The sequence below is a fragment of the uncultured Microbacterium sp. genome (genome assembly GCF_963521695.1).
Taxonomy (GTDB): Bacteria; Actinomycetota; Actinomycetes; order Actinomycetales; family Microbacteriaceae; genus Microbacterium.
The window spans coordinates 1-3,997 of record NZ_CAUQWC010000271.1 but is presented as its reverse complement, the minus strand read 5'-3'; the positions used below and the strand labels follow the sequence as shown (position 1 = coordinate 3,997).

The window sequence follows — 3,997 nt, the reverse complement described above, 5'->3', positions numbered from 1 at the left end:
CCTCCGCGATGCGTTCGAGGGCGATGCGGTCGGGCTCGACATCGATGACCTCGGCCGTGCGCGCTCCCTGCGCCTCCGCCAGCCACCGCAGGCCCGCGGCCTCCACGGCGAAGAATCCGGCGGGCGCGTCCGACCTCGTCTTCACGTGCTGTTCCATTGCGCCAGTCTGTCGCGATGTCGGAGGTCCACGGCACGATGGAGGCATGAGCGACGGCTACGACCCCGACTTCCTCGGCATCCCCCTTCCCCTTCCCGCGCCCACCCGACCCGCCACGCGACTCGATTACCCGCGTTTCTCGGTGCTGCTCGACGAGGAGCGCCGATTCGCCGCCGTCACCGGCGTCGTCATCGACGGCGCGACGCTGCGCGACCAGCCCCGCACGGGCGAGTGGCGCCTCGACCCGCGGGTAGACGACGACGCCCAGGCCGGCCCCGAGGTCTACAGTCGCAACGACCTCGATCGCGGTCACCTCGTGCGCCGCCGTGATCCCGGCTGGGGCTCGGCGTCCGAGGCTCGGGATGCCACCGAGGCGACGTTCTTCTACACGAACGCCGCTCCCCAGGCGGCCGGCTTCAACCAGTCGAAAGAACTGTGGCTCGGGCTCGAAGACCACGTCCTCGCCTACGCCGAGACGACCGACCAGCGCGTCGCGGTGTTCACCGCCCCGGTGCTCGACGAGGCCGACCCGCCCTACCGCGGCATCCGCGTGCCCCTGCGGTTCTGGAAGATCGCGGCCTGGCGCAGCGGTGAGGAGCTCGCGGCCGCCGGTTTCGTGCTCGATCAGACCGAGCTCGTCGACACGCGTCAGGGGCTGACGGTGACGCCGCTCGGTACCTTCCGCACGTTCCAGGTGCCGATCGCCGACATCGCGGCAGAAGCGGGCCTCGACGTCGGTCCGCTCGCCAACGCCGACATCTTCGTGCGGCGGGGGCTGCGCCCGGTCATCGCCCGCGAGCTCGAGGGGGTCGCCGACATCGTGGTGTGAAGCGCCCGCTCGTGCGCGGCGGGGGCGGACAGGGCGCGACACCGTCTCCGGTCAGCGCACCCGCACCGCGTGCAGCAACGTGTCGACCGCATGAGCGGCATGACCGCCGCGCAGTTCGGCATCCGCGGGGGAACGCGTCAACTGACCGCACCGGGCGATGTGGAACCGCTCATCCACTGCCCCGCGCAGGAGCGCCGGCGTGTACAGGATCGCGGGATCGGCGGGCCCGTGGCCACCGGCCGCGATGTTGTCGACGTCGTGGCCGACGACCACGAGCACACCGCCCGGAGCCACCCACTCCGCCATCCGCGCCACGGCGGCCGCACTGTCGGGCAGGTGCAGGTAGCACGAGACGACGAGATCCACGGATGCCACCGGCTCCCACGTGGTCACATCGCCGCGCACCCAGGTCACGGCATCCCCGCCGGGACGCGCCGCGGCCAGCGCGAGGGCCTCGGTCGAGAAGTCGACGCCGGTGGTCGTCCAGCCGCGGGCTGCGAGCCAGAGCGCCGTGCGTCCGTCACCGGTCGCGACGTCGATGGCGGTTCCCGGTCGCAGAGACGCGGTGATCTCGCGCACGACGGCGGGCGGCTCGGCGGCCCACACTCCCCCGGCCGAGGCGCGGTAGCGCTCGTCCCACTGGGCGGCATCCATTCGGGCTCCTTCTCGTCGCCCCCACCCTAGGGCCGCCGTGTCGCGCCGGCGCTCGGGGCGATACCCCAGCCCGGCATGGCATCAGAATCGGCCCGGCGCAACGGAATCGGATGCCACGGCCGTGCCGCCCCGATTCTGTGGGGGCGTCCCGATTCCGACGCACGTCGCCACTGCACGCACCTCGCCGGCACGACGAAGCCCCGCCACCTTCACGGGCGGCGGGGCTTCGGCAGGTCACTCCCCCGACAGACCGCCCAGCAGGTGGCCGAACGAGCGCCCCTCGCCGAGATACGACGACGGGTCGAACGGGTCGGCGTCGCGCACGGGCTCGCGCGCGGCGATGGCATCGGCCAGCTCGCGGGCGCCGCGGTCGACGCGCGCACCGAGCGGGGCGACCTCGTCAGCGTTGGATCCCCAGTCGCTGGATGCCGCGAACACGCCGGTCGGCACGGGATTGGCGTGTAGGTAGGTGAACAGCGGACGGATGGCGTAATCGATCGCGAGCGAGTGACGCGCCGTCCCCGCGTTGGCACCGATCAGCACGGGAGTGCCGTTCAGCGCCTGCGGGTCGAGCACGTCGATGAACGACTTGAACAGGCCCGAGTAGCTGGTGGAGAAGATCGGCGTGACCGCGATGATGCCGTCAGCCGAGACGACCGTGTTGATCATCTGCTCGAGCGCGGGCGGCGCGAACCCCGTGAGCAGGTTGTCGGTGAGATCGTGCGCGTAGTCGCGGAGCTCGAACACGTCGCTGGTGGCGTCGATCCCTCGCTCCCGGAGCTCGGCGAGTACGGCGTGCGCGAGACGGTCGCCGAGCATGCGCGTGGACGACGGGGTCGACAGCCCCGCGGTGATGACCGCGATACGTCGGCCGGCCACGTCAGGCACCCACCTTGGTCGCGGCCGAACCGAAGGCACTGCCCGCACGCGAGGCATCCTGGTACGGGCTGCCCGCGGTGAGGTTGTCGCCGCGGTTCGCGCCGGGAACGGCCTGACGCGGGGCGGCCCCGGCGTAGATCTTCTCGACCTGGTTGGCGTGCGTGGGCGCGTCGGGCACCTCGGCCGGGCGGTTCTTCTGCAGCTCCTTGCGCAGCACCGGCACGACCTCGGAGCCCAGGATGTCGAGCTGCTCGAGCACCGTCTTGGTGGGAAGACCCGCGTGGTCGATGAGGAACAGCTGGCGCTGGTAGTCGCCGTAGGTCTCGCGCATCGACGCGTAGCGGTCGATGATCTGCTGCGGCGAGCCGACGGTCAGCGGGGTCATCTCGCTGAAGTCCTCGAGGCTCGGGCCGTGGCCGTAGACGGGGGCGTTGTCGAAGTACGGGCGGAACTCGCGCACGGCCTCCTGCGAGTTGGCGCGCATGAACACCTGGCCGCCGAGACCGACGATCGCCTGCTGCGGCGTGCCGTGACCGTAGTGGGCGAAGCGCTCGCGGTACAGCGTGATGAGGCGCTGGTAGTGCTCCTTGGGCCAGAAGATGTTGTTGGCGAAGAAGCCGTTGCCGTAGTACGCGGCCTGCTCGGCGATCTCGGGGGTGCGGATCGAGCCGTGCCACACGAACGGGGGAACGCCGTCGAGCGGGCGCGGGGTCGAGGTGAAGCCCTGCAGCGGGGTGCGGAACTTCCCCTCCCAGTCGACGACGTCTTCTCGCCACAGCTTGTGCAGCAGGTCGTAGTTCTCGATGGTCAGCGGCAGGCCCTGGCGGATGTCCTTACCGAACCAGGGGTACACGGGCCCGGTGTTGCCGCGGCCGAGCATGAGGTCGGCCCGACCGTTCGACACGTGCTGCAGCATCGCGAAGTCTTCGGCGATCTTCACCGGGTCGTTCGTGGTGATGAGGGTCGTCGAGGTCGTGAGGATGAGGCGCTCGGTCTGGGCCGCGATGTACGCCAGCGTCGTCGTCGGGGACGACGACCAGAACGGCGGGTTGTGGTGCTCGCCGAGGGCGAAGACGTCGAGGCCGACCTCTTCGGTGTGCTTGGCGATCGTGAGCGTGTCCTTGATGCGCTGGGCTTCACTCGGCGTCTTACCCGTGGTGGGGTCCTGGGTGATGTCGCTCACCGTCATGACACCGAACTGCATTCCGGGCCAGTTGTTCGTCTCGCTCATCGTGATGCGCCTCCGTTTTGTATGCATCTGAATATACATGGGAGAACGCGGAGCGCCGAACTTTATTCCTCGGCGGCGGGGTGCACCGCCGTGAGCGGCCCCGCCCCGCACCGCCCCGCCCCGCCCCGCCGGATCGCCCCTGAAGTCACACGATCGGTCCGAGATCACACGTTCGCCACCCATGAAACGACGTGATCTCGCGCGGATCGTGTGGCCTCGCGCCGCGCGGCCCGACCCGGGCCCGGCA

4 protein-coding genes are annotated in these 3,997 nt (G+C 70.5%); 1 reads left to right on the top strand and 3 read right to left on the bottom strand.

What is annotated here, in order from left to right; all coding sequences use genetic code 11:
* Positions 1-203: 203 nt before the first annotated feature.
* On the top strand, positions 204-986 hold the full coding sequence (locus RWP81_RS14995; protein ID WP_314457431.1) for a DNA/RNA non-specific endonuclease: 783 nt from the start codon (positions 204-206) through the stop codon (positions 984-986).
* Between the two features lie 51 nt (positions 987-1,037).
* Here the strand turns inward: RWP81_RS14995 and RWP81_RS14990 are convergent, their stop codons facing one another.
* From RWP81_RS14990 to RWP81_RS14980, 3 genes are all read right to left on the bottom strand, one after another.
* Complete coding sequence (locus RWP81_RS14990; protein WP_314457430.1) at positions 1,038-1,640, bottom strand: class I SAM-dependent methyltransferase; 603 nt, start codon at positions 1,638-1,640, stop codon at positions 1,038-1,040.
* Positions 1,641-1,874: 234 nt separating this feature from the next.
* Complete coding sequence (locus RWP81_RS14985) at positions 1,875-2,519, bottom strand: FMN reductase (RefSeq protein ID WP_314457429.1); 645 nt, start codon at positions 2,517-2,519, stop codon at positions 1,875-1,877.
* A 1-nt stretch (position 2,520) separates the two neighbouring features.
* On the bottom strand, positions 2,521-3,750 hold the full coding sequence (locus tag RWP81_RS14980) for an LLM class flavin-dependent oxidoreductase (RefSeq protein ID WP_314457427.1): 1,230 nt from the start codon (positions 3,748-3,750) through the stop codon (positions 2,521-2,523).
* Positions 3,751-3,997 lie beyond the last annotated feature (247 nt).

Bases quoted from the DNA above. Each gene is read 5' to 3' on its own strand.
- RWP81_RS14995 (WP_314457431.1), top strand. From the start codon at position 204: ATGAGCGACGGCTACGACCCCGACTTCCTCGGCATCCCCCTTCCCCTT.
- RWP81_RS14980 (WP_314457427.1), bottom strand. From the start codon at position 3,750: ATGAGCGAGACGAACAACTGGCCCGGAATGCAGTTCGGTGTCATGACG.
- RWP81_RS14990 (WP_314457430.1), bottom strand. From the start codon at position 1,640: ATGGATGCCGCCCAGTGGGACGAGCGCTACCGCGCCTCGGCCGGGGGA.